Raw genomic sequence first — 23,153 nt, 5'->3', positions numbered from 1 at the left:
ACCATCGCGATCGCAGAGCGGTGGACGGATCGGGCTACGCAGGCAAGCGTCGTCCCCCCTACGAGAGGCTGCTCTCGCCCTGTCTCTGCGTTGCCTGCCCTGCTGTTTAGAGCAGACCGAGCTGCTCGGCTCGCGGTTCGCTGTCGGTATACGGGGCCAGCGCTGGCAAACCTGGCAGGCGTTCGCTCAAGGCCTGGTGAAAGCGCAACGCCTGGGCGGCGGCGAGCTGGTTGTCCGGGGTGTGCAAAAACACATGAGGGGTCAGGCCTTGCTCTATCCACGCCGCCACCTTGTCCAGCCAGGGTTCGAGGAACGGCTGATTGGCGTCGAGATCCGGCCCGCCGATAAAACGTACCTGCGGGCTCTCGCTGAACGCCGCCGGACGAACCGGCAGACGCGGTTTCTTCGACTGCGCATGCAGCACTGCCGGGTCTCTCGATTGGCAGCTGAACAGCGCGCGCGAGTCCAGGCAGATACGCTCAACCCCCCGTTCATGAAGCAGCCGATTGAGCATGCGCTCTTCATTACCCTTGTCGAAAAATGCCGGGTGACGCACTTCCACAGCCAGTCGCCGATCAGCGAACTGATCCAGCCACACCGCCAGCTCACCCAGCCGCGACGGGCCGAATATCGCCGGCAGCTGTAACCACAACGGAGTTATCCGCTCAGCCAATGGCGCGAGCTCGTCGAGAAAAGCCTGGGTGTTGTCCAGTTGGCCGCGCAGATCGCCGTCGTGGCTAATGTCCTTGTGCACCTTGGCGCAGAAGCGAAAGTCTGTGGGCATGCGTTGCACCCAGCTGGCTACCGTCTCCGGCTTGGGGCGAGCGTAGAACGTGGTATTGCCTTCCACGGTATTGAACACACGGCAATAGTGCTCGAGGCTGTCGCTCAGGTTGAGATCGGGAGGATAGAAGCCGCCGCGCCAGGCGGCTTCATGCCAGGAGGGGCAGCCAAGAAAATAGGGAAGCATTGCAATTCGCTGATAGGTCACAGGCCGCTATTGTGCCTTGTGTGACGCGATGGCGCAGGCCGCCAGTCGATCAGGCGTAGAGATCGAGGCCCAGCACCTGCTGTGCATCCATGTCGCGCAGGTAAGCCTCGGTACTGCTGTAGCTGGCGATGGCCTGGGCAGCACGGTTGCTCATGGCAGGCTGGTAGCTGGTGTCCTGTGAACGCACTGGGAAATAATCAGTGCTGGCGTTGGTCTGCTGCACGCGACGTATTTGCGGAGTTTGCTCGAAGCCTTGAGAGGCCGACGCGGGGGTCGGTTGTTCGCGCTTTACTTCCTGCTCACGGTTCGCCTCACGATAGGGCGTGACCGCAGTCCCCGAGCGGGGGCCACGATCCGGTGAGTAAGGCGCGATGTTACCGTCGATACGCATCAATGCAGGCTCGGCAGGAAGACGTGCGGAAGTGCTGGCAATTTAGCCGCACCGCAGGCCATTGGCAATCTAATGTCGGGAAGTTGACGACAAAAGGACGGCTTTAAGGGCGCCGTCGGTCGGTGACTTAAAAACCAGCCGGTGGTGGCATCTTCGGTGTGGCCACTTTGTCACGTAAATAGATCGGTTGCGCCTGGTCGGCCACCACCGCTTCGTCACGCGCCCAGGCGAAACGGGCCAGGCTTAGCAGGTCTTCTGCGTGGGGCAGCATGCCGTCATCGCGCGCTGAAACCTGCGCAGCGATTCGCGGCGCAAAGGTACCCCAACCGGTGCCGGCGCCGAACCACTCACTGGTCGCATCAGTCGGCAATTGCGCCTGCTCTGGAGCCAGCACGGCCTCCGCACCGACCAGGCGCATCTCGCCCTGCTCGGCGCGGTAACAGCCCCAGTAGACCTCATCCATTCGTGCATCGATGGCAGCGGCGACCTGACTGGCGCCGTGTTCACGCAGGGAGCGCTGCGCCAGCACCGCCAGGTTGGACACCGGCAGCACCGGACGATCCAGCGCGAACGCCAGCCCCTGCACCACGCCAATGGCGATACGCACACCGGTGAACGCACCGGGGCCGCGGCCGAAGGCGATGGCATCCAGCGCGGACAACGTCACGCCCTGGCTGTCGAGCAACGCCTTGATCATCGGCAACAAACGCTGCGCATGCAGGCGCGGAATCACCTCGTAGTGACTCGTTACCCGACCGTCATGCAGCAAGGCGACGGAACAGGCTTCAGTGGCGGTATCGAGGGCCAGCAGAGTGGTCATGGTGATCTAACGAGGTGGCTGAGCGGGCGGGCATTAAAACGGTTTGAGGCGGTTTTTTCCAGCATGGCAGGTCCAGCGGCTGGCCAGAGCGTCAGAGAATAAGCATATGGGCGATACAGTCGAGCGCCACTGCCTGAGGAAAGCAGCGGCGCATCGCAAGTCAGCCGGTGTGGCTAAGGACCAACGCGTTTACCACTTCTCGATGACAGGCTTGGCGTCCCAGCCCTTCAGCGGCTCTTTCGACCAAGTGCCGTAGCCGGAATTCGGGAACACGATCCACTCGGTGCCCCACTTCGCTGACTCTGCTTCGGCCGTCGCGCGCTGCTCAGCCACTGGCGTCTTGCGAAACCGCGCATCGAAATCGTGCAGGGTATCGCCGAGCAGCATCACGATGCGGTAGTCCTTGGCAACGATCGCGCGGCGCTCGATCTTCGGTGGCCCGAGCAGCATCACGCTTTCTGCGCTGACCTGCGGCAGGTCGAGCTTCTTCAACGCCTTGAGGGTGTAGTCCTTCTGCTCTTCCGAGCGATCGGACACATAACGAATGACCACGCCCAGCTTGTCGGCGTGCTCGAGGAATTTCTTGGCGCCTGGAATCAACACCGGGTTGCCGTCACGCTCCCAGGGCAGCCAGGTGTCCCAGCCGTCGTAGGTGTGGCAATTGGCGAGGTCACGCGCCAGCAGCGCGGAGTTATCGATCACCGTTTCATCGACGTCGGTGACGATCGCCAGTTTCGACGGGTCCTCTGCTGCGGCCACCGCTGCATCCAGCTTCTCGGTGGCAATGTTGTAAGCCTGCATCTGCAAGGCGCGAACTTCCGCTGATTGCTGCTGGTAACGCAGCCCCATGGTGAACTCGGCCACCGAGCACTCGCCCTTTTTCTCAGGGGCGCCGTCGGCCAATGCGACGGATGCGCTCAATGCCGATGCCACAAAGGCGATGGGCAAGCAGGCAAATCTTCTGTTCTTGGTCATGGAATGCACTCTATTGCGGGTTGATGATGTAAAGCTGCCTTCCTCGCGTGTAAGCGAGGCGCTGAAGTGACGTTTGAAAGCCGAAAGCGACTGTGCGCGATGAGCCAGATATTGCGGTTCCGGTAACCGGCCAGCCGCTGCTGGCTACACATACTAACCAGATAGATCAGCGGATAAAGGTCCAATCGCGCTCATATAGCCTCTGAATAGCCCCGGAAACGACAACGGCCCGCAAGCGGGCCGTTGATGTCAGGTCAGTTGCACTCAGCTGAGCGCTTCGAGGACCTTGGCGGTGATCTGCTCGACCGAGCCGACACCCGCGATGGCGCTGTACTTCGGGGTGCCTTCGGCAGCCGACAGCCTCTGGTAGAAATCCACCAGCGGCTTGGTCTGCGAGTGGTAGATCGACAGGCGATGACGCACGGTAGCTTCCTTGTCGTCGTCGCGCTGGATCAGCTCCTCACCGGTTTCGTCATCCTTGCCGGCGACCTTCGGTGGGTTGTGCTCGGTGTGGTACACACGACCGGAGTTCGGGTGCACACGGCGGCCGGCGATGCGGCCAACGATTTCTTCGTCATCGACAGCGATTTCGATCACGTGGTCGATCTGTACGCCAGCGTCCTTGAGGGCCCGAGCCTGGGGAATAGTGCGCGGGAAGCCGTCGAACAGGAAGCCGTTGGCACAATCTGGCTGAGCGATGCGTTCCTTGACCAGGTTGATGATCAGATCATCAGAGACCAGGCCACCGGAATCCATCACGCTCTTTGCAGCCAGGCCCAGCTCGGTGCCGGCCTTGACCGCGGCGCGCAGCATGTCACCGGTGGAGATCTGTGGAATCGAGAATTTCTTGGTAATGAAACCAGCCTGAGTACCTTTGCCGGCACCGGGCGCCCCCAACAGAATCACGCGCATCGATGTGCTCCTCAAGTTCTTGGTAGTGATGGTGGACTCGCCTCGTGGGGCCAATCTCAAAAAAGTTTCGGCAGGCCAGCCAGGGCTGAACTGCCAGAAGGTCGATCAAGATACACAGCGCCCCAATGCCGCACAAGCCGTCGAAAGTCGCAGACAAATGCGACCAAGGCCGCATTTCCAGGCGCCAACCCCTGTCACGGCCTGCGAATGGAGAGAACGACTAACTGAAAACGCCTCGAAACCTTCAACATGCTGACTAAACATCATCTTTTAACCGATTTTCGCCGCTATTGGCGACAAGATACTTGGTGAAACCTAATTGCCGTTTCCCAGCTGCTCTTTTTCTAGCCGGTGTTACGCAATCCCGCCGCGATACCTGCCACGCTGACCAGCAAGGCTTGCTCCAGAGCGCTTCCCGCCTCGTGCTCACGCCGTCTGGAACGGGCAAGCAGTTCGGCCTGCAACAGATGCAGTGGATCCAGATAGGTATTACGCACGGTGATGAACTCGAGCGTCTCCGCGCTATGAGCGAGCAACTGCGTCTGTCCGGTCAGGCCCAGTACCACATCGCCGGCCTGCGACAATAGGTCGCGCAAATGCGCACCTAATGGACGCAGCTCAGCGTCAACTAACCGCTCGTCATACAGGCTGGCAATCGACTCGTCGGCCTTGGCCAGAACCATTTCAAGCATGTCGATGCGGGTACGGAAAAACGGCCAGTGCTCGCGCATATCCTGCAACAGCTCGCCTTCGCCACGTTCCAGCGCGCCGCTAAGCGCCGCCTCCCAGCCGAGCCAGGCGGGTAGCATCAGGCGCGTTTGCGTCCAGGCAAAAATCCACGGGATCGCCCGCAGGCTTTCCACGCCACCCTCACGGCGCTTGGCCGGGCGGCTTCCCAGCGGCAAGCGCCCGAGTTCCTGCTCCGGCGTAGCCTGGCGGAAATACTCGACAAACTGCGGATGTTCACGCACCACGCCACGGTAGGCCGCCACGCCGTCGGCAGCGAGCCGATCCATCTGCGCCCGCCAGGCCGGCTCTGGCGCCGGTGGCGGCATCAAGGTGGCTTCCAGTACCGCTGCCAGATAGAGATTGAGGTTTTGCTCAGCGATGTCCGGCATGCCGAATTTGAAACGGATCATCTCGCCCTGCTCGGTGGTGCGAAAACTCCCGTTCACCGAACCCGGCGGCTGCGACAGAATCGCCTCATGAGCGGGGCCACCGCCTCGCCCGACCGTGCCGCCGCGGCCATGAAACAGCAGCAACTCGACCTCGTGCCGCTGGCAGATATCCACCAGGCTCTCCTGGGCACGGTACTGCGCCCACGCGGCGGCAGTAGTACCGGCGTCTTTGGCAGAGTCCGAGTAGCCGATCATTACCTCCTGCGGCCCCTGCAGCTGCGCACGGTAATCCGGCAGCGCCAGCAGACGCTCGATCGCCGTGGGTGCGTTATCGAGATCCGCCAGCGTCTCGAACAACGGCACTACACGCATCGCACGCCGCAGCCCGGCTTCCTTGAGCAGTAACTGAACCGCGAGCACGTCGGAAGCGGCACCGGCCATGGAGATCACGTACGAGCCGAGAGAGGCCGCTGGCGCCGCAGCGACTTCGCGACAAGTAGCCAATACCTCGGCCGTGTCTTCAGCCGGGCAGAAGTCGGCAGGCAGCAAAGGCCGTCGGCTGCTCAGTTCGGTTTGCAGGAAAACCAGGCGCTGCTCCTCGTCCCACTCCTGGTATCGCCCGAGACCCAGGTACTCGGTGATTTCACCCAGCGCGGCGGCATGACGGGCAGCGTCCTGACGCACATCCAGGCGCACCAGAAACAGACCGAAGGTGCTGACTCGGCGCAGGAAGTCGAGCAGCGGCCCATCGGCGATCACCCCCATGCCGCAGTCATGCAGCGAGCGATAGCACAGGTGCAATGGCTCGTAGAGTTCGTCGTTGTGGCTCAGTACCGCCGCAGATGGCTTGACCGGGCCGGCAAGCGACTCGTGCGCCCAGGCGCGTGTCGCCCGCAGCCGCTCGCGCAGGCCTTTCAACAATGCGCGATAGGGCTCTGCGCTATCACCGGCGCGGGTGCGCAATTCATCGCTGGCCTGCTGCATGGACAGCTCGGCAGCCAGGCTGTCGATATCGCGCAGATACAAGTCGGCGGCCATCCAGCGCGCCAGCAACAGCACCTCGCGGGTTACCTTGGCGGTCACGTTGGGATTGCCATCCCGATCGCCGCCCATCCACGAGGCGAAACGAATCGGCGCAGCCTGCAGCGGTAAACGCAGCCCGGTTTCCCGCTGCAGCGTCTGATCGGCCTTGCGTAGCACCGTCGGCACCGCTTGCCACAGCGAGTTCTCGATCACCGCAAAGCCCCACTTGGCCTCGTCCACCGGAGTCGGGCGTACACGGCGGATTTCCTCCGTGTGCCAGGCCTCGGCGATCAACCGCTGCAGGCGGCCAGCGATGGCGTCGCGCTCGGCATCCGACAGATCGCGATGATCCTGTTCGGCCAATTGCGCGGAGATGGCGTCGTATTTCTGAATCAGGGTACGCCGCGCGACTTCGGTCGGGTGCGCGGTCAGTACCAGTTCGATATCCAGCTGGCCGACCTGACGCGCCAGGGCTTCGCGGTCGTGACCATCAGCGAGAAGGCGCTGCAGCAGCTCGTCGAGAATGCGGTTCTCGAAAGGCTTCGCTTCACCGGGATCACGCCGGCGTACGCGGTGGTACTGCTCGGCGATGTTGGCCAGATTGAGGAACTGATTGAACGCGCGCGCCACGGGCAGCAGTTCGCCGTCGTTCAGCTGATCGAGCGTCTCGCTGAGCTGCCGAGCGCCATCGGCAGAACCCTGTCGTGCTGCCTTGGCGCCCTTGCGGATGCGCTCGATCTTGTCGAGAAAGGCATCGCCGTATTGCTCGCGGATGGTGGTGCCGAGCAGCTCACCGAGCTGGTGAACGTCCTCGCGTAGACGTGCGTCGATTTGCGTCATACCAGTGCCCCTGCGCCGCTGCATGAGCCTGCAGAGTGCCCAGCCTTGGCGCGCCTGACAAGCCGGCCTGCGACCAAAGCAGCAGATCACCCCTGGGACCTTGTCGTTATCTGACGGCCTCTCGCCGCCCTGCGAACAAGCGGAACGCAGCCCGGAGGCTCAGGTCAGTAACAGAGAACCCGCCCCACCCGAGGTACCTATGAAGATCCGCGAACTCGTCCAGCAATGGGAACAGAATGCGACCGGCCGCATGGTCAGCACACCCTACCAAGTGCATCTGGATGTCGAGGCTGCCGCACGGCTGTCCGCACTCAGCCACATGTATCCCAAGCGGCGGCCGGAAGAACTGCTGGCCGAGCTGCTGGGCGCTGCCCTGGAAGACCTCGAGGCGAGCCTGCCCTATGTGCAGGGCACCCAGGTCGTGGCGACTGACGAGGAAGGTAACCCGGTCTACGAAGACATCGGCCCGACCCCGCGTTTTCTCGAACTGGCGCGTCATTACCTGCAGGAAATGACCGCTGGAGCGAGCGAAACGGGCCAATGAAACGCATTTCTGCGCAACTCATCAGAGACCGGCAAAGCAGCGAATCACGCGGCCTGTGTCGTTTTTCTGACGACGCGTTCCTGGCGTGAGGCTTTTTTTTGCTGAACGTTTCGTTGCCCAGTCAACTCACAGAGTTATGCCGTTATGACCACTGGTCGCCGGAGAAAAACTTACTCAGCCGCGTTTGCTCCTGAGTCTCCGCACGGCAGGTGACCCACGTGGAAACCCACTGTTTGCCAGGAATTTACCAATGGAGTTGCACACCATGACCACTAAAACTGCCCCAAACGCTCGTACTCAACTGGCCGGCTGGAAGGTCGCGGCACTGGCCATCGGCAGCAGCCTGCTGCTCGCCGGTTGCGCAGGCAACCCGCCCAGTGAACAACTCGCTGTGACCAAGTCTGCCGTCAACGAAGCTGTAAGTTCCGGCGGTACCGAATTCGCTGCCGTTGAAACCAAAGCCGCTCAGGACAAGCTGAAGCAGGCCGAGCTGGAAGTCGTCGAGAAGAATTACGAAGAAGCCAAGCGCCTGGCTGAACAAGCCGAGTGGGACGCCCGCGTCGCCGTTCGCAAGACTCAGGCAGCAAAAGCCGACAAAGCTCTCAAGGATGCCCAGCAAGGTATCGAAGAGCTGCGTCAGGAAGGTATGCGCGGCGCTCAACAGACCCCTACCCAGGGTCAGTAACAGCCTCGTCAGACTTCGCCAATTGAATAAAGGATGAACGATCATGCGTAAACAAGTGATGATTCCAGCTCTGCTGGCTCTGAGCGTTGGCCTCGCTGCCTGCTCCACCCAACCTAACGTGAACCTGGAACAGGCGCGCAGCAGCTACTCCAGCCTGCAAACTGACCCAGAGTCGGTGAAAGTGGCGGCGCTGGAAACCAAGGATGCAGGCGAAGCACTCGAGAAAGCCGAACGTGCTTTCCGTGAGAAGGAAGACGAGAAGAAAGTCGACCAGCTCGCCTACCTGGCCAACAAGCGCATCGAACTCGCTCAGCAGACTATCGCGCTGCGCACCACCGAGCAGAACTTGGAAAAAAGCGGCGCCCAGCGCGCCCAGGCTCGCCTGGAAGCCCGTGACGCACAGATCAAGCAGCTGCAGAACAGCCTCAACGCCAAGCAGACTGAACGAGGCACCCTGGTAACCTTCGGTGACGTACTGTTCGACCTGAACCGTGCTGAGCTGAAGCCAGGCGGCATGCACAACATCACCAAACTTGCCCAGTTCCTGCAGGAAAACCCGGACCGCAAGGTGATTGTCGAAGGCTACACCGACAGCACCGGTTCGGCTGACTACAACCAGGGCCTGTCCGAGCGTCGCGCCAACTCCGTACGTGCCGCGCTGGTACGTCAGGGTGTAGGCCCGGAGCGCATCGTCGCTCAGGGTTATGGCAAGGAATACCCAGTTGCCAGCAACTCTGATTCTGCCGGCCGTGCCATGAACCGTCGCGTGGAAGTCACCATTTCCAACGACAACAAGCCGGTTGCTCCGCGCTCTTCGATGAGCAACTAAGCGCCACCCTTTAAGGCTCCGGCCTGCCTGGGTTGCCTGCTTTCATTAGAGGCAGACAACCCAAAAACAGCGAACCCCGCCTCGGCGGGGTTCGCTGTTTTTGGAGAATGCCGCGCCAGTAAAAGACAGCTGCGTGGCGCAAGCGGCCGTTCGTAGGGTGGACGACGCCTCACCTACGCGGCCCGATCCGCCCACTGCTCTGCGATCGCAATGGTGGATGAAAAGAGCGTCATCCACCCTACGTCTGCTTGCGCCTTTCTCCTGCCGCTCCACACTGGACGCCAGCGGTATCCTATCCGTTGCAACGAACCGCGCGCTTGCGGTCATCCACCAGCACGCCGCTGAGCCCCTTCTGCTGCAGATCGAATAACACCAGCACGCCGTCGATGCACTGAGCTGACTGATCGGCGGCCTTCAAGCTGACCCGATAATCCTCGCTGGGAATGGTCTTGAGCATGGTGAACTCCGACAGCAGCAGGGCATCCTGCGGCTTGGCGACGTGCAGATACCCATAGAAACCGAGCACCGCAACGGTGCCGGCGATGCTGCCGATCGCGGTGAGAATCAGGGGAATGGGGTTGCGCTCGCTCATCTAAACATCTCGAAAGCGATCAGGCCGCAGCGACCCGGATCGGTGAAGGGAGGGCCGGCAAACCGCAACGCCGCCCTCCTCCACTGCACAGTCAGAGAATGTTGGCGTAGTCGGCTTCGATCCGGTCCAGGCTCAGGTGGTTGAGGAAGTTGGAGAAGCACATCCAGGCCGACAGCGAATTGAGATCGCGAAACTGCTGCGGCAAATACTTCGGTGGGCTTACCAGGCCTTCATCGACCAGCTGGCGTAGCGTACGCATATCCTCGAGCGTAGTTTTGCCGCAGAACAATAAAGGGATCTGTTCCAGCTTGCCTTTGCGCACGGCGAGCTGGATGTAGTTGTAGATCATGATGAAACCCTTCAAGTAGGACAGATCCTTGGTGAAGGGCAGGCCATCCGGCGCAGAGCCGCGAAAGGCCCGGCTGGCGTTGCTGTAACTGTCTTCCAGGCTGAAGCCTTGCTCGCGGTAGAACTCGCAGACCTGCAGGAAATCGGCGCCCTGCTCGGCCATGTGGATAGCGCGGGTGCGGTTGGTGAGTTTGCGCAGACGGCTCGGATAAGAGGCGAAGGCAATCACTTCCATGAGAATGGCCAACCCTTCCTGGGTAACCGTCGACGAGGGCGGCCCCTTGGCAAGGAACGTGCAGATTGGCTGGTTCTGGCCATTGAGCGTGGTCGCCACGTGCACCAGGCCTTCATGGACTTCGAGCGCCTTGACGTCGCGCTCGTTGAACATCGCGTCGGTGCGAATCTTGATGTAGTCAGCGCCCGCCGCCGCGTCGGCCAGAATCCCGTCCGACTCGAACACCCGGATGGTGCTGTCGCTCTCGCCGAACACCAAGTTCAGCCGGCTCTGCAGTAACGCCACCGCGTCCTTGGCGCTGAGCGTCTTGGGTTCATCCTTGAGATCACCGCGACTGTCGATGTTGTTCAGGTAGCCGGAGAACATCAGCCCAAGGTCCGCCAGGGTTGGATCGCCGGCGTGGAAAGCGTCGGAGGCGGCGCCGTACAGCTCCTGGGAAATCAGCCCGAAATCCGCCGTGCCGCGAGCCTCCAGCATGCGGATGACCATGCGGTATTCGCGGCACATGCGCCGCATGATCTGCCCGACCGGGTTGAACTGGCCAAGCTGGCGAGTGATGTCGCGCTCGATGTTCTGGAATTCGAGCTTCTTTGCGGCCGGGTCGAAGGCCAGCGGGCGGCTGTCGTAGTAGGCGCGGTCGACGGCCGGCAGCTCGCGGCCCTTGTGCTTGAGAAAAGCCTGGCGAATGGAGTCGTCCCATTTCACCGCGTCGAGTACGCGGATCGGCGTCTGCGCCTCGACGATACGATCGGACAGCGCGCGCACGACCAGTTGGTAACCGTCGAGTCCTGTGTGGCTGTTCATGGAGATCCTCTCTGCGTCACTGCTGATTGTTCATTGAAATTGCCTAAGCGATTCTCAAGGAGCGGATCGCTGATAGCGTGCCACTTCGACAAATACATCGGAATTGGCAGGGTCGTTAAGGTACGCGAACACCTGCTCCAGCTTGCTGGACACCAACACACCCTCGCCTTGCGGCATGTCCACGCCGCTGCCTTTGAGTTCGCCGCTGTCGATGGCCTGCAGAATTTGCCCGACGTCCAGTTTGAACAGTACCAGCTCGTTGTTGTGGGTCAGCTCGAAGCCGCCGATGGCGAAATTCGCGCCCATGCGCTTGGGCACGCCTGCCGACAGGTACCAGCGGCGGCCATGGTGGGCGACGGTGAAACTGAAGCTTTGCAGGCTGGCCACATTATCGGGGCTGTCGACATAGGTGTCGGCCTTGTACAGGTTGGAGCCGGAACGGGTCACGTCCAGGTAGCGCAGTTCGCCCCACTCATCGGTACGCGACCAGACCCCGAGCAGCGGAATCGGCGCCGCTTCATTGGCCGGGATCGGCTCCTTGAAGGTCACCAGACAGCCACTCAACAGCAGAAACGACAGCACCATCAGTGCACGCCAGGCTTTCATCTTGCTCTCCTTGAGACAATCGTGGGCTGCCGGGCTGATAGTCCATTCCGGCGACGCGGCGCGTCAAGCATCCCGCTGGACGTCTTTGAACAGGATAGGCGTTGAATCGCAGACAATAAAAAGCCGCCCGAAGGCGGCTCTGGTAAACCCTTAGAGTTCCGGGCGCATATGCGGGAACAGAATCACGTCGCGAATCGACGGTGAGTTCGTCAGCAACATCACCAGGCGGTCGATACCGATGCCCTCGCCCGCCGTCGGCGGCATGCCGTATTCGAGCGCACGCACGAAGTCGGCGTCATAGTGCATGGCTTCGTCGTCGCCGGCATCCTTGTCAGCCACCTGGGCCTGGAAGCGGTCGGCCTGATCTTCGGCGTCGTTCAGCTCGGAGTAGGCGTTGGCGATTTCGCGGCCACCGATGAACAGTTCGAAGCGGTCGGTGACGTTCGGGTTGTCATCGTTGCGGCGCGCCAGCGGCGACACTTCGAACGGGTACTGGGTGATGAAGTGCGGCTGCTCAAGTTTATGCTCGACCAGCTCTTCGAAAATCATCACCTGCAGCTTGCCCAGGCCTTCGAAGCCCAGCACCTTGGCGCCGGCTTTCTTGGCGATTTCCCGCGCTTTGTTCAGATCCTGCAGATCGGCCGCAGTGATCTCCGGGTTGTACTTGAGGATCGAGTCGAACACCGACAGGCGCACAAACGGCTCACCGAAGTGGAACACCTTGTCGCCGTATGGCACGTCGGTGGTGCCAAGCACGCTCTGCGCCAGTTCGCGGAACAGCTCCTCGGTCAGGTCCATGTTGTCTTCGTAATCAGCGTAAGCCTGGTAGAACTCGAGCATGGTGAACTCGGGGTTGTGCCGGGTCGAGACGCCTTCGTTACGGAAGTTGCGGTTGATCTCGAAGACTTTTTCAAAGCCGCCAACCACCAGCCGCTTGAGGTACAGCTCCGGCGCGATGCGCAGGAACATGGCCATGTCCAGCGCGTTGTGGTGGGTTTCGAACGGCTTGGCTGCGGCGCCGCCGGGAATGGTCTGCAGCATCGGCGTTTCCACTTCGAGGAAGTTGCGCTCGGCGAGGAAACGGCGGATATGAGCGATCACCTGGGAACGCACGCGGAAGGTTTCGCGCACTTCTTCGTTGACGATCAGGTCGACGTAGCGCTGGCGATAGCGCTGCTCGGTGTCGGTCAGGCCATGGTGCTTGTCCGGCAGCGGGCGCAGCGATTTGGTCAGCAGGCGCACGTCGGTCATCTCAACGTACAGGTCGCCCTTGCCGCTACGCGCTAGGGTGCCGACAGCCGCGATGATGTCGCCCATGTCCCAGCTTTTTACTGCGGCCAGGGTTTCTTCGGGCAGGGTCTTGCGGTTGACGTAGACCTGGATGCGCCCGCTCATGTCCTGGATGACCATGAAGGAGCCACGGTTGAGCATGATGCGACCGGCAACCTTGACCGGAATGGCAGCGGCTTCGAGCTCTTCCTTGGTCTTGTCGGCGTACTGTTTCTGCAGGTCGGCGCAGAGGTTGTCGCGACGGAAGTCATTGGGGAAGGCATTGCCCTGCTCGCGGATGGCTGCAAGCTTTTCCTTGCGCTGGGCAATCAGCTTGTTTTCTTCCTGTTGCAGTTGCTGCTGGTCGGCTTGTTGGTCGCTCATGTTCGTCGGGATTCCATCACGGGGTAGTCGCCGCCCCTCGTTGGGGCGGAACCAAAAGGTATTACAGGCCTTGTTTCAGGCTGGCTTCGAGGTACTGGTCAATGTCGCCATCGAGAACTTTCTGGCAGTCGCTACGCTCCACGCCAGTTCGCAGGTCCTTGATGCGCGAATCATCGAGCACGTAGGAGCGGATCTGATGACCCCAGCCGATATCGGACTTGGTGTCTTCCAGCGCCTGGGAAGCGGCGTTGCGCTTCTGCATCTCCTGCTCGTACAACCGGGCCCGCAGCATTTTCATGGCGGTGTCCTTGTTGGCGTGCTGGGAGCGTTCGTTCTGGCACGCCACCACGGTGTTGGTGGGTACGTGGGTGATACGTACTGCCGAGTCGGTGGTGTTGACGTGCTGACCACCCGCACCGGAGGAGCGGTAGGTGTCGATGCGCAGATCGGACGGGTTGATGTCGATCTCGACCTTGTCGTCGATCTCGGGGGACACGAACACCGCCGAGAACGACGTGTGGCGACGAGCGCCGGAGTCGAACGGGCTCTTGCGCACCAGACGGTGCACGCCGATTTCGGTGCGCAGCCAGCCGAAGGCGTACTCGCCCTTGATGTGCACGGTGGCGCCTTTGATACCAGCGACTTCGCCTTCGGACAGCTCGACGATTTCGGCACTGAAGCCGCGCTTGTCGGCCCAGCGCAGGTACATGCGCAGGAGGATGTTGGCCCAGTCCTGCGCCTCGGTACCACCGGAGCCGGCCTGGATATCCAGGTAGCAGTTGTTCGGGTCCATTTCGTGGCTGAACATGCGGCGGAATTCGAGCTTCTCGAGGATGCCACGCAGGCGCTCAATCTCGCTGGCGACATCGTCGACGGCGCTCTGGTCGTCTTCTTCGACGGCCATATCGAGCAGGTCGCGGGAATCGGCCAGGCTGCCGGTCAGGTCATCGATGGTCTCGACGATCAGCGCCAGGGCGGAGCGCTCACGGCCCAGGCTCTGGGCGTATTCCGGCTTGTTCCAGACGTTCGGGTCTTCGAGTTCGCGGTTTACTTCGACGAGACGATCATGCTTGTGATCGTAGTCAAAGATACCCCCGAATAGTCTGGGTGCGCTCGGACAGGTCCTTGATGCTGTTCAGGATCGGGTTGATTTCCATGGCTGTCGGCACTCGCAGGTAAAACTTCGGAAAAGCCGCTGAGTATACCTGACTCCGAATTCGCTGGCAGCAGGATCAGGCGTATCAATCAGCCTGCCACAGACCGACGGCCATCTATACTTTGAAGGCCAGCCCGCCACAGCCGCCTGAGGACTACCGCATCATGTTTCCCGTCCAAAGCCTGCGCAGCCGCTATGCCCTGTTGATCGCCTTGCTGGTGAGCATGCTGAGCTGGTTGTTCGGCAGCCTGATCAGCCATGACGCCGGCCAGCGCATCCGCGAGGAAGCGGGCCGGGAACTGGCTGAAGCTTCGTACATGATGCTCGACCGTCTAGATCGTGACATGCAGAGCCGCGCCAGCATGCTGCAGGTAATCGGCAGCCTGCGCGTACTGCGCCAACCGGACGACGTCGACGACATCCGGCGGCTGCTCGATCACCTGCAGGGTCAGTTCCCGAGCATCGCCTGGATCGGCTTCACCGACCCGCAGGGCAACGTACTGGCATCCAGCAACCGCGTACTGGAGGGCGCCAGCATCGCCCAACGCCCGGTCTTTCTGGAGGGTAGCAAGCGCCTGTTCATCGGCGATGTGCACGAGGCGGTGCTGCTCGCCAAGCTGCTGCCCAACCCGACCGGCGAAGCGATGAAGTTCGTCGACATCAGCCTGCCGGTGTATGCGCAGGACGGCGGTCTCACCGGCGTGCTCGCCGCGCACCTGTCCTGGTCATGGGCCGATGAGGTACGCCAGGCAATCCTCAAACCCACCGAGGACCGCCGACAGATCGAGTTCTTCGTGGTTGGCCAGGATCGCACCATGCTGCTGGCCCCGGCCAATCTGATAGGCAAGCGCCTGCATTTGTCGATGATGGATAATCTGCCGGGCAGCAACATCGGCTGGGCCGTGGAGCAATGGCCGGACGGCGAGCTTTACCTGACCGGTCTGGCCCGCAGCCAGGGCCATCTGGATTACCCGGGGCTGGGCTGGATGGTAGTCGCCCGCCGCGATGTGCAACAGGCCGATGCGCCCGTGAAGGACATGCACACCACCATCATGCTCTGGGGTATCTCGCTGGCAGTGCTGTTCGCGGCCTGCGGCTGGGTGCTGACGCTGTACCTCGCCCGCCCGCTGCGCACCATAGCCAAGGCAGCCGACCGGCTTGCCAATGGCGAAATCACCGTGATACCGGAGGTACGCAGCCCGCGGGAGGTCGCCCAGCTCAGCCAGTCAATCCGTCATCTGGTGGAAAGTCTGACGCGCCAGCATACCGAACTCGACGCCCTGGAGAACCGCGCCCACCATGACCCGTTGACCGGGCTACCGAACCGCGCCGCTCTGGCCAGGTACCTGCCACTGGCACAGCAACGCAGCCAGGCCGGAAGCACTGGGCTGGCGGTGCTGTATCTGGACCTCGATGGCTTCAAACCAGTCAACGACCGCTACGGACACGGCGCTGGTGATCAGGTGCTACGCGAAGCTGCTTTACGCATGCGCGGCTGCCTGCGCGTAGGCGATCTGGTGGTACGCCTGGGCGGCGATGAATTTCTGATGATCCTGCAGGTACCGCTCGATGGAGCCGCCGGCCAAGCACGGCAGATTGCCGAGCGGGCGATCCGCGCGCTGGAATCGGTAATCGAGTGGGATGGTAAGCACCTGCAGGTGGGCTGCAGTATCGGCGGCGCGCTGTGGCCACGCGACGATGGCAGCCTGGAGCAGGTGGTGGAATTAGCCGACCAGGCGCTGTATCGGGCCAAACAGGCGGGCCGTGGCCGTGCGGCCTTTCACGGCGAACCGCAGCCCAACGCCCCGCTGGCGTGATTCAGGCCAGCGAGCTGGTGTCGTTGACCAGGCCAACCTGGTTACGGCCCGCTTGTTTGGCCATATACAGGCCTTGGTCCGCCAGATTGACGAGTTGCAGTATGCTCTGGCCAGCGCGCGGCACCAACGTCGCAACGCCCAGGCTGGTGGTCAACACCGAGCCGGGCGCGGGTTGGTCATGGGGAATGCCCAGATCGGAAACCGCACGGCGCACCTTCTCGGCAAGAAGACGCGCGCCGCCGGCCGAGGTGCTCGGCAGCACGATGGCGAACTCTTCACCACCGTAACGGGCCGGCATATCGGTGGAACGGCTGCAGCTGGCGCGCAAGGATTCTGCGACGCGACGCAGCGCATCATCACCCGCCACATGACCGAAGCTGTCATTGAAACTCTTGAAGAAATCGACATCGATCATCAACAAGGACATTGGCGATTGCTCACGCAGCGCGCGACGCCATTCCATTTCCAGGTATTCGTCGAAGTGCCGGCGATTGGACAGCCCGGTCAGGCCATCGGAATTCATCAGGCGCTGCAACACCAGGTTGGTTTCCAGCAACTGCTGCTGGCTTTCGCGCAATGCGCGATAGGCTTCGTCGCGCTGCTGCAGCGCGGTGTAGGAGCGCGAGTGATAGCGAATGCGCGCCACCAGTTCGATGGTGTCCGGCAGCTTAACCAGGTAATCGTTGGCGCCGCTGGCAAAGGCAGTGCTCTTCACCGTGGCGTCGTCCTTGGTCGACAGCACAATGATCGGCACATCGCGCAGCGAAGGTCGCGCACGGTAGGCACCGAGCAATGTCAGGCCGTCAATGCCGGGCATCACCAGGTCCTGAAGAATGACCGTCGGGCGCAATTGCTCGGCCACGGCGACTGCCTGGGTCGGATCGGAGCAGAAGTGGAAGTCGATGCCCGCCTCGCCCAGCAATTCGCGGCGAACGGCCTCGCCGATCATGGCCTGATCGTCGACCAGCAGCACCATGACTGCGCCATCCTTGGGGGAGCCACGTTCTTCAGGTGAGTTGAGGGGGGCTTGCATGTAGGTCTCCAGACCTGGGGTTGAAGGCACGTTTCCAAAGAAACTGGATGCAGGGTAAGTCTATCAGCCGAATAGCTCAACGATACGCGGAGCAATGCGCTCTAGCGCGAGGATCTCCTTCGCCGCGTCGAGCTCGGCAGCCGCCTTGGGCATGCCGTATACCGCGCAACTGGCCTGACTCTGGGCGATGGTGGTAAAGCCGTGACCGCGCAGGTTTTTCAGTCCCTGCGCGCCGTCTCTTCCCATGCCGGTGAGCAGAACGCCAATCGCCTCACCCCGCCAGTGCTCGGCGACACTGTCGAAGAACACGTCGATCGATGGGCGATAAACATGGCTGCGAGGCTCTTCCGTATAGTCCAGTTCGCCATTGCGCAGTAGGCGCATGTGGTTGTTGGTGCCCGCCAGCAGCACCACGCCCGGCTGCGGTTGCTCGCCGGCCCGGGCAAGACGCACCGGCATGGCCGACTCGCCGGCCAGCCAGTCGGCCATGCCGGCGGCAAACACTTCGTCGACATGCTGCACCAGCATCACCGCCGCATTGAAATTGCCGGGCAGCTGCTTGAGCAGCGCAGCCAGCGCAGCCGGCCCGCCAGCCGAGGCGCCGATCGCCACCAGCCGGCGGGCTGCCGTCCCCGGCGTCGGCACCGATGCACTGCGCTTGCGGTTGCTGTGCTGGCCGATGAGCCAGCCAATGTTCTGAATCTTGCGCAGCAACGCGGTCGCGTCGGCTGACTTGTCAGTGCCCAGCGAGGGCGTGTTGACGGCGTCCAGCGCACCGTGGCCCATGGCTTCGAATACACGGCTGATGTGCTGCTCGATGTCCACCGAGACGATCAGGATCGCGCAGGGGGTGTGTGCCATGATCAGCCGGGTCGCCTCGACCCCATCCATGACCGGCATCAGCAGGTCCATCAACACCAGGTCCGGTAGATCGACCTGGCAGTTTTGCACCGCCTCTGCGCCGTTGCCGGCAATCCAGGCGATGCGATGCTCAGGCTCGAGAGCCAGCGCACGGCGCAAGGCTTCGACGGCCAGCGGCATATCGTTGACGATAGCTATCCTCATTCGTGTGGTTCCCCTACCAGATCAACCACGGCGTCGAGCAACGCCTCGTCATGGAAACTGGCTTTGGCAAGATAATAGTCGGCGCCAGCATCCAGGCCACGCCGGCGGTCTTCTTCACGATCCTTGTAAGACACCACCATTATCGGCAGGGCTTGCAGGCGGCTGTCGCGCCGCACCAGAGTGACCAGTTCGATGCCGTCCATGCGCGGCATGTCGATATTGGTGATCAGCAGGTCGAAGTGCTCGGCGCGCAAAGCGTTCCAGCCATCCATGCCGTCGACCGCCACTGCCACGTCGTAGCCGCGACCGAGGAGTAGTTTGCGCTCCAGCTCGCGGACGGTCAGCGAATCATCGACCACCAGCACACGCTTGCGCTGAGCACCGGCGAGCTGGCGGACACTACGATCGACGCGTTCCAGACGGCCGCTGCCGAGCAGCTTGGATACCGACATGAGCATATCTTCGACATCCAGAATCAGTACCGGAGTGCCATCGTCGAGCAGCGCACCGGCGGACACGTCCTGCACCTTGCCCAAGCGGGGGTCGAGCGGCATCACCACCAGGGTGCGCTCACCGACGAAACGCTCGACCACCAGGCCAAACAGGCTGTCCCGGTCGCGAATCAGCACCACCGGGATGCCGTTGTCGCTGGGCTTGCCCTCCGGGCGCTGGAGAATCTGGCTGGCGGCGATCAGGCCGACGTGCTGCCCTTCGCTCCAGAAATGCTGACGGCCTTCGAGCTGAACGATATCCTCGGCCTGCAGGCGGGTCATCCGCTCGATATGCGCCAGGGGCAAGGCGTAGGCTTCGCCGCCGACCTCGACCACCAGGCTGCGCACCACTGACAACGTCAGTGGCACCTCAAGATGAAACGTCGAGCCCTTGCCCTCGAGCTGCTGCATACGCACGCCACCGCGCAGTTGGCGCACCATGTGCTGCACTGCATCGAGGCCGACGCCACGGCCAGACACCTCGGTGACCTGATCGCGCATGCTGAAACCCGGCAGGAACAGAAAGGCCAGCAGCTCGTCTTCGGTCAGCTGTTCGCCGGTCTGCTCGGTAGCGAAACCGCGGCTTATCACTGCACGACGCAGCTTATCCAGATCGACCCCGCCGCCGTCGTCGCTCAGCTCCAGCAACAACATGCCGGCGTGATGACGGGCGCGAATGAGGATTTGCCCATCGGCCGTCTTGCCGTGAGCGAGGCGCGTCTCGGGCGACTCGATACCGTGATCCAGCGCGTTGCGCAGCAGATGAGTCAAGGGCGCTTCCAGACGTTCGAGCACATCGCGGTCGACCTGAGTGCCTTCTCCCTCGATCACCATCCGCACCTGCTTGCCGAGCGCGCGGGCCAGGTCGCGCAACATGCGCTCATGGCCCGACAACACATCGGCGAACGGGCGCATGCGCGACGACAGCGCCGCGTCGTACAAGGACTGGGCACGCTGGCCGCCCTGCCAGCCAAAATCGTCCAGATCGGTCATGTGCTGGGCCAACACTTGCTGACAATCCGCGAGTGCCTGGCGGGTCTCCACCAGCATGGCCTCGGCCTGGGCGTCGATGCTGCCTTCGGGCAGCGCTTCACGCGCCACGTCCAGCGCCCGCCGCGCGGTGGTTTGCAGACGCTTGAGACGCTGCAGGCCTTCACCTAGCGGCTTGATACGCTGGAACTCGACCAGCGATTTGCTTGAAATATCCAGCAGATGGTCGAGGCGCTCGGCACTGACGCGCAGAATGCGCCCTCGCCCTTCGCTGGTTACATCGCTGTTCTCGGCCTTCAGAGCAGTGCCAGGCACCGCCTTTGCCTCGGGCTCGGCGTGAAGTGAAGGGGCCTCCGGCAGTTCAGGCTCAGGCAGAAGCGCTTGCGTCGACAGTGCTACCGAAGGCCGACTCGGCACATGCCCGCCGCGGGCGAGGATGCCGAGGCGCTCGATCAGTTCATCGACGGCGGCGCCCGGCCCGCTCGATTGCGAACCCAGGCTCAACAGGATGTCCGCGCCCTGCAGCAGCGCATCGATGTGCTCGGGCTGCAGCAACAGGCGCCCCTCCTGCGCCTCGACCAGACAGTCCTCCATCACATGGGCGACTTTCACGCCCAGATCGAGACCAACGATGCGCGCAGCGCCCTTGAGCGAATGGGCAGCGCGCATGCAGCCTTCAAGGCTGTCGGCATGTCGCGGATCGCGTTCGAGCACCAGCAAGCCGCTATTGAGAACCTGGGTCTGCGCTTCGGCCTCGAGCTTGAACAGCTCCAGCAGCGACGCGTCGCGCATCTGATCGGGCGTCATCCGAGGCTCCTGGCGATGGTTTGCTGCAATATCTGCTCATCGAGCAAAGTCACGCTGCGGCCCTTCCAGTGCAAAACGCCGGATGCGAAACGCCGTGCCATCGGCACGCTGCCATTGCCGGCCTCTACCACCTGACTGACCTCGACGGCTTCGATGCCCTCGACCTCATCGACCGGCATTACCACTGGGCCGTCAACCAGGTTGAAAATCAACATCCGGGGTACCACACGCCTTTCGGTGGCGGCTTCGGCGCTATCCAGGCCGAGCATTTCCGCCAATGAGACACAGGCCACCAGCGCACCGCGCACGTTGGTAACGCCCATCAGGCCCAGCGAGCGTTGATGCGGCAGCGAATGAATCGCCGAGCGCGTCGCCACCTCGCTCAACGCCCGGGTCGCCACTGCTAGCCAGGCTTCGCCGACACGAAAAATCAGTAGCGAGCGGCGCTCGCAATCCGCCTCCTCTACCCACTCGTGCTCGGGCTCCTGGCTGCGCTGCAGCGCGAAACGATCCAGCAGCTGGGTCGCGAGGGCGGCATGCACCTCGCAGTTACGGCAATGGATGTGCTTGACCAGCCGCTCACAGGACTTGTCACCCTGTACACCGATACGGTTCCAGCAGTCGTCGACAGCCTCGCGCTCGACATCGCTCAACGGCAGAAGGCTATCGGTCATCGCGGCTCACTCCACGTCCAGCACGCTGTTGCAGGCGCTTGGCTCCGGCCAGGTCGCCCCGAGCGGCAAGCAACGCCGACAGATGCGCCAGCGCCTCGGCGTGCTTGGGCGCCAGATACAGGGTTTTGCGGTAATAGTCCTGAGCCTCGTTACTGCGCCCGGCAACATCGCTGAGCAGGCCCAGCCAGTAGAAGGCCTGCGCCGTCGGGCCATGAGCCGCCAGGTAGCGCTCGCAGGCGGCGCGCGCCTCATCGCTACGCCCGGCGTTGGCCAGCCCGGCGATTTCATCCAGTGCGGCATCACCAGCCCCGGCGCGTGGCAGTGGCGTGGCCGACGGCGCACGAGGAACTGGCGGCTTGCCCACAGGGGTAACGGGCAGCGCGGCTCGCGCACGAACGGGCGTGGCCGCCAGGCCGGTGCTCTGCGAAGCGACTAGCCTCGGCAGCGTGGCAGTGCCGCGGCGAAAGACGAAGGCCAGCGGAATGTTCAGCGCCCGCATGCCGACCTGGCTGAACAGGCTGGCCTCGGCCGGGCCAATGAACAATGCACCATCCTCGCGCATCAGCCGCTGCAACACGGCGGCCACCGCGTGCTGGGTCGGCCGGTCAAAATAGATCAACAGGTTGCGGCAGAACACCAGATCGTAAGGCGCCTCGCCGGCCAATAGCCCGGGCGCCAGCAGGTTGCCGGCGAGCAGGCGCACCTTGCGGCAGACCTCATCCTTCAGCTGAAAGCCTTCAGGCGTCTCAACGAAGTGGCGGTCACGGAAACTCAGGTCGTCACCCCGGAACGAATTTCGCCCGTACAACGCTCGCTGGGCGCGCACCAGTATCAGCTCGCTGATGTCCATGGCATCAATACGAAACGACTCGCTCGGCAGGCCGGCATCGAGCAGCGCCATGGCAATCGAATACGGTTCTTCGCCGCTGGAGCACGGCAGGCTGAGAATGCGCAGCGGGCGCACACCCATGATCTGGCCGATACGTTCACGGGCCAGCCGTACCAGGGCGACGAAGGATTCCGGGTAGCGGAAGAACCAGGTTTCGGGTACCACCACCGCTTCGACCAGCGCCTGCTGTTCGGTAGCGGAAGCCTTCAGCTGCAGCCAGTAGGCGTCTTCATCGGCACAGCCCAGAGCGGCGACGCGCTGGCGAACCGCGCGCTCGATCACCACCTGGCCCACCGACTCGGCGTCCAGGCCGATCAAACCGTGCAGCAGCTGCTCGAAACGGCCATTCATACGCTGACCTCGGCTGCGGCGGTGAACAGCAGCTCGCGCACCGTCACATCAAGAAGGTCGGCCACTCGCACCCATTGCACCAGCCCCTGCTCAGCTTTGAGCACTGGCCCCAGGTAGCGGGCATTGGGCACGCTGACCCCGGCATCGGCGAACGCCTCGACCGGGCTGCGCAGGGTGTCGCTGGCCTGTTCGAGAATCAGCCCGAGCCAGCGCGCCGGCTCACTCGCCTGCGGCTGGTAATTGACCACGACCAGCCGAGTGCTGGTACGCACGGTGGCAGCCCGCCCCAGCGCCTGAGCACAGAGGTCGAGCACCGGCACCGGCTTGCCGCGAAAGGCGAATAGACCTGCCACCCAGTCAGGCGCAGCGGGAATGTGTTTCAAGCGGCGCAGCGGCATGACCTCGATCACTTCGCGTACATCCAGGGCATAGCGATCCGTGCCCATGCTGAACAACAGGAACAGCTGACCAGGGCTGCGCCGCCCCGGCGTTGACCTGGACGTTTCACTCACCG

21 protein-coding genes are annotated in these 23,153 nt (G+C 62.5%); 4 read left to right on the top strand and 17 right to left on the bottom strand.

Going from position 1 to position 23,153, the window contains the following annotated elements:
- Positions 1-106 precede the first annotated feature (106 nt).
- The 6 genes from BLS60_RS01370 to ppc all read right to left on the bottom strand — a co-directional run bounded on the left by BLS60_RS01370 (position 107) and on the right by ppc (position 7,070).
- The gene (locus tag BLS60_RS01370; protein ID WP_092363789.1) at positions 107-970 is read right to left on the bottom strand and encodes a DUF72 domain-containing protein; all 864 of its coding nucleotides are present in this window, start codon (positions 968-970) and stop codon (positions 107-109) included.
- A gap of 70 nt (positions 971-1,040) precedes the next feature.
- Positions 1,041-1,382 carry a hypothetical protein gene (locus tag BLS60_RS01365; protein ID WP_070881372.1) on the bottom strand — a complete coding sequence of 114 codons (342 nt, stop codon included), beginning with the start codon at positions 1,380-1,382 and terminating at the stop codon, positions 1,041-1,043.
- Positions 1,383-1,509: 127 nt separating this feature from the next.
- Positions 1,510-2,202: a tRNA (adenosine(37)-N6)-threonylcarbamoyltransferase complex dimerization subunit type 1 TsaB gene (tsaB, locus tag BLS60_RS01360; RefSeq protein ID WP_092363786.1), complete on the bottom strand. Its 693-nt coding sequence runs from the start codon at positions 2,200-2,202 to the stop codon at positions 1,510-1,512.
- A gap of 189 nt (positions 2,203-2,391) precedes the next feature.
- Positions 2,392-3,177, bottom strand: a complete 786-nt coding sequence (locus BLS60_RS01355; RefSeq protein WP_070881371.1) for a 5'-nucleotidase, lipoprotein e(P4) family — start codon at positions 3,175-3,177, stop codon at positions 2,392-2,394.
- A 264-nt stretch (positions 3,178-3,441) separates the two neighbouring features.
- Positions 3,442-4,089 carry an adenylate kinase gene (gene adk, locus BLS60_RS01350; RefSeq protein WP_070881370.1) on the bottom strand — a complete coding sequence of 216 codons (648 nt, stop codon included), beginning with the start codon at positions 4,087-4,089 and terminating at the stop codon, positions 3,442-3,444.
- 344 nt (positions 4,090-4,433) lie between these two features.
- Positions 4,434-7,070: a phosphoenolpyruvate carboxylase gene (gene ppc / locus BLS60_RS01345; protein ID WP_092363783.1), complete on the bottom strand. Its 2,637-nt coding sequence runs from the start codon at positions 7,068-7,070 to the stop codon at positions 4,434-4,436.
- A 199-nt stretch (positions 7,071-7,269) separates the two neighbouring features.
- On the opposite strand from ppc, the gene BLS60_RS01340 reads away from it, so the two are divergent.
- From BLS60_RS01340 to lptF, 3 genes are all read left to right on the top strand, one after another.
- Positions 7,270-7,614, top strand: a complete 345-nt coding sequence (locus BLS60_RS01340) for a pilin assembly protein (protein WP_092363780.1) — start codon at positions 7,270-7,272, stop codon at positions 7,612-7,614.
- Between the two features lie 250 nt (positions 7,615-7,864).
- A complete protein-coding gene (locus tag BLS60_RS01335) occupies positions 7,865-8,299 on the top strand; it encodes a DUF4398 domain-containing protein (protein ID WP_092363776.1) in 435 nt (144 codons plus the stop codon).
- A 43-nt stretch (positions 8,300-8,342) separates the two neighbouring features.
- Positions 8,343-9,128, top strand: coding sequence for a lipotoxin F family OmpA-related lipoprotein LptF (lptF, locus tag BLS60_RS01330; RefSeq protein WP_092363773.1), 786 nt, complete (start codon positions 8,343-8,345; stop codon positions 9,126-9,128).
- A 292-nt stretch (positions 9,129-9,420) separates the two neighbouring features.
- On the opposite strand, the gene BLS60_RS01325 is transcribed toward lptF, so the two are convergent.
- From BLS60_RS01325 to prfB, 5 genes are all read right to left on the bottom strand, one after another.
- The gene (locus BLS60_RS01325) at positions 9,421-9,720 is read right to left on the bottom strand and encodes a PA3694 family proteiin (RefSeq protein WP_092363770.1); all 300 of its coding nucleotides are present in this window, start codon (positions 9,718-9,720) and stop codon (positions 9,421-9,423) included.
- Between the two features lie 91 nt (positions 9,721-9,811).
- Positions 9,812-11,107 (bottom strand): flavohemoglobin expression-modulating QEGLA motif protein, encoded by a 1,296-nt coding sequence (locus tag BLS60_RS01320; protein ID WP_092363767.1) that lies wholly within the window; start codon positions 11,105-11,107, stop codon positions 9,812-9,814.
- A 54-nt stretch (positions 11,108-11,161) separates the two neighbouring features.
- Complete coding sequence (locus tag BLS60_RS01315) at positions 11,162-11,713, bottom strand: hypothetical protein (RefSeq protein WP_070881363.1); 552 nt, start codon at positions 11,711-11,713, stop codon at positions 11,162-11,164.
- Between the two features lie 150 nt (positions 11,714-11,863).
- Positions 11,864-13,366, bottom strand: coding sequence for a lysine--tRNA ligase (gene lysS / locus BLS60_RS01310; protein WP_092363764.1), 1,503 nt, complete (start codon positions 13,364-13,366; stop codon positions 11,864-11,866).
- Positions 13,367-13,427: 61 nt separating this feature from the next.
- Positions 13,428-14,523 (bottom strand): peptide chain release factor 2 gene (prfB, locus tag BLS60_RS01305; RefSeq protein WP_122983025.1). Its coding sequence is split into 2 segments (ribosomal slippage): positions 13,428-14,450 and positions 14,452-14,523, totalling 1,095 coding nucleotides; the frame shifts between segments, so codons are not numbered across the junction.
- A 163-nt stretch (positions 14,524-14,686) separates the two neighbouring features.
- On the opposite strand from prfB, the gene BLS60_RS01300 reads away from it, so the two are divergent.
- The gene (locus BLS60_RS01300; protein WP_092365244.1) at positions 14,687-16,339 is read left to right on the top strand and encodes a sensor domain-containing diguanylate cyclase; all 1,653 of its coding nucleotides are present in this window, start codon (positions 14,687-14,689) and stop codon (positions 16,337-16,339) included.
- A gap of 1 nt (position 16,340) precedes the next feature.
- Here BLS60_RS01300 and BLS60_RS01295 read toward each other — a convergent pair whose 3' ends face one another.
- The 6 genes from BLS60_RS01295 to BLS60_RS01270 form a co-directional block, all read right to left on the bottom strand.
- The gene (locus BLS60_RS01295; protein WP_070881360.1) at positions 16,341-17,372 is read right to left on the bottom strand and encodes a response regulator; all 1,032 of its coding nucleotides are present in this window, start codon (positions 17,370-17,372) and stop codon (positions 16,341-16,343) included.
- Between the two features lie 63 nt (positions 17,373-17,435).
- Positions 17,436-18,437 (bottom strand): chemotaxis response regulator protein-glutamate methylesterase, encoded by a 1,002-nt coding sequence (gene cheB / locus BLS60_RS01290; RefSeq protein WP_070881359.1) that lies wholly within the window; start codon positions 18,435-18,437, stop codon positions 17,436-17,438.
- A complete protein-coding gene (locus BLS60_RS01285; RefSeq protein ID WP_092363761.1) occupies positions 18,434-20,725 on the bottom strand; it encodes a hybrid sensor histidine kinase/response regulator in 2,292 nt (763 codons plus the stop codon). Before BLS60_RS01285 ends, cheB begins: the two co-directional genes overlap by 4 nt.
- Complete coding sequence (locus tag BLS60_RS01280; RefSeq protein WP_092363758.1) at positions 20,722-21,399, bottom strand: chemotaxis protein CheW; 678 nt, start codon at positions 21,397-21,399, stop codon at positions 20,722-20,724. Before BLS60_RS01280 ends, BLS60_RS01285 begins: the two co-directional genes overlap by 4 nt.
- Positions 21,389-22,639, bottom strand: a complete 1,251-nt coding sequence (locus tag BLS60_RS01275; protein ID WP_092363755.1) for a CheR family methyltransferase — start codon at positions 22,637-22,639, stop codon at positions 21,389-21,391. The genes BLS60_RS01280 and BLS60_RS01275 overlap by 11 nt, the downstream gene beginning before the upstream one ends.
- Positions 22,636-23,151 (bottom strand): chemotaxis protein CheW, encoded by a 516-nt coding sequence (locus tag BLS60_RS01270; protein ID WP_276325634.1) that lies wholly within the window; start codon positions 23,149-23,151, stop codon positions 22,636-22,638. The genes BLS60_RS01275 and BLS60_RS01270 overlap by 4 nt, the downstream gene beginning before the upstream one ends.
- Positions 23,152-23,153 lie beyond the last annotated feature (2 nt).

Origin of the sequence: Phytopseudomonas seleniipraecipitans, assembly GCF_900102335.1 — a bacterium.
Lineage (GTDB): Bacteria > Pseudomonadota > Gammaproteobacteria > Pseudomonadales > Pseudomonadaceae > Aquipseudomonas > Aquipseudomonas seleniipraecipitans.
This window is presented reverse-complemented; position numbering and strand designations above follow the sequence as displayed.

What these genes read in the sequence shown, in the direction of transcription:
- BLS60_RS01370 (WP_092363789.1), bottom strand. Translation starts at nt 970, where the DNA reads ATGCTTCCCTATTTTCTTGGCTGCCCCTCCTGGCATGAAGCCGCCTGG.
- BLS60_RS01365 (WP_070881372.1), bottom strand. Translation starts at nt 1,382, where the DNA reads ATGCGTATCGACGGTAACATCGCGCCTTACTCACCGGATCGTGGCCCC.
- tsaB (WP_092363786.1), bottom strand. Translation starts at nt 2,202, where the DNA reads ATGACCACTCTGCTGGCCCTCGATACCGCCACTGAAGCCTGTTCCGTC.
- BLS60_RS01355 (WP_070881371.1), bottom strand. Translation starts at nt 3,177, where the DNA reads ATGACCAAGAACAGAAGATTTGCCTGCTTGCCCATCGCCTTTGTGGCA.
- adk (WP_070881370.1), bottom strand. Translation starts at nt 4,089, where the DNA reads ATGCGCGTGATTCTGTTGGGGGCGCCCGGTGCCGGCAAAGGTACTCAG.
- ppc (WP_092363783.1), bottom strand. Translation starts at nt 7,070, where the DNA reads ATGACGCAAATCGACGCACGTCTACGCGAGGACGTTCACCAGCTCGGT.
- BLS60_RS01340 (WP_092363780.1), top strand. Translation starts at nt 7,270, where the DNA reads ATGAAGATCCGCGAACTCGTCCAGCAATGGGAACAGAATGCGACCGGC.
- BLS60_RS01335 (WP_092363776.1), top strand. Translation starts at nt 7,865, where the DNA reads ATGGAGTTGCACACCATGACCACTAAAACTGCCCCAAACGCTCGTACT.
- lptF (WP_092363773.1), top strand. Translation starts at nt 8,343, where the DNA reads ATGCGTAAACAAGTGATGATTCCAGCTCTGCTGGCTCTGAGCGTTGGC.
- BLS60_RS01325 (WP_092363770.1), bottom strand. Translation starts at nt 9,720, where the DNA reads ATGAGCGAGCGCAACCCCATTCCCCTGATTCTCACCGCGATCGGCAGC.
- BLS60_RS01320 (WP_092363767.1), bottom strand. Translation starts at nt 11,107, where the DNA reads ATGAACAGCCACACAGGACTCGACGGTTACCAACTGGTCGTGCGCGCG.
- BLS60_RS01315 (WP_070881363.1), bottom strand. Translation starts at nt 11,713, where the DNA reads ATGAAAGCCTGGCGTGCACTGATGGTGCTGTCGTTTCTGCTGTTGAGT.
- lysS (WP_092363764.1), bottom strand. Translation starts at nt 13,366, where the DNA reads ATGAGCGACCAACAAGCCGACCAGCAGCAACTGCAACAGGAAGAAAAC.
- BLS60_RS01300 (WP_092365244.1), top strand. Translation starts at nt 14,687, where the DNA reads ATGTTTCCCGTCCAAAGCCTGCGCAGCCGCTATGCCCTGTTGATCGCC.
- BLS60_RS01295 (WP_070881360.1), bottom strand. Translation starts at nt 17,372, where the DNA reads ATGCAAGCCCCCCTCAACTCACCTGAAGAACGTGGCTCCCCCAAGGAT.
- cheB (WP_070881359.1), bottom strand. Translation starts at nt 18,437, where the DNA reads ATGAGGATAGCTATCGTCAACGATATGCCGCTGGCCGTCGAAGCCTTG.
- BLS60_RS01285 (WP_092363761.1), bottom strand. Translation starts at nt 20,725, where the DNA reads ATGACGCCCGATCAGATGCGCGACGCGTCGCTGCTGGAGCTGTTCAAG.
- BLS60_RS01280 (WP_092363758.1), bottom strand. Translation starts at nt 21,399, where the DNA reads ATGACCGATAGCCTTCTGCCGTTGAGCGATGTCGAGCGCGAGGCTGTC.
- BLS60_RS01275 (WP_092363755.1), bottom strand. Translation starts at nt 22,639, where the DNA reads ATGAATGGCCGTTTCGAGCAGCTGCTGCACGGTTTGATCGGCCTGGAC.